Consider the following 530-nt stretch of genomic DNA (forward strand, 5'->3'; position numbering starts at 1 on the left):
CCCTCAAGGGGGCTGAGCCCGGACACAAACAGTCCTGAGGACTGTTTGTGCCTGGCGAAGGACAAGGCCTCTGGCCTTGGCAACCGCTGGTGGCCCGGCAAAGCCGGTTCCACGACGGTCGCTGGGTAAGGCACTACACGGCCGCGAGGCGTCGTTCGGCGAGCTTGGCGATGCGCGTCAACCCGAAGCACATGACGAAGTAGCACCCCGCCAGCGTCAGATAGATCTCCACCGGCTTGACCAGCACCTGGGCGTTGATCTGGTTGGCGATGAAGGACAGCTCGGAGAGGCCGATGATGGTGCCCAGCGACGTCTCCTTGATGGTTGCGACGAACTGGTTGATCAGCGAGGGCAGCATGTGGCGCAAGGCCTGGGGCAGCAGCACCGAATGCAGCGCCTGGCCGCGCGTCATGCCCAGCGACATTGACGCCTGCAGCTGGCCCCTCGGCAGGGCCTGCAGGCCGGCGTGGACGATTTCTGCAAGATAGGCGGCGTCGAAGACGATCAGCGCGACCAGCATGGTGCTGAAC

At 64.5% G+C, this 530-nt stretch carries 1 protein-coding gene; it reads right to left on the reverse strand.

Annotated features, from left to right (window positions below):
* Positions 1 to 133 precede the first annotated feature (133 nt).
* On the reverse strand, positions 134 to 530 hold a 397-nt coding region (locus ACXJKR_RS34385; protein ID WP_457326679.1), incomplete at its 5' end, for an amino acid ABC transporter permease.

The sequence above is a fragment of the Roseateles sp. P5_E11 genome, from assembly GCF_054049355.1.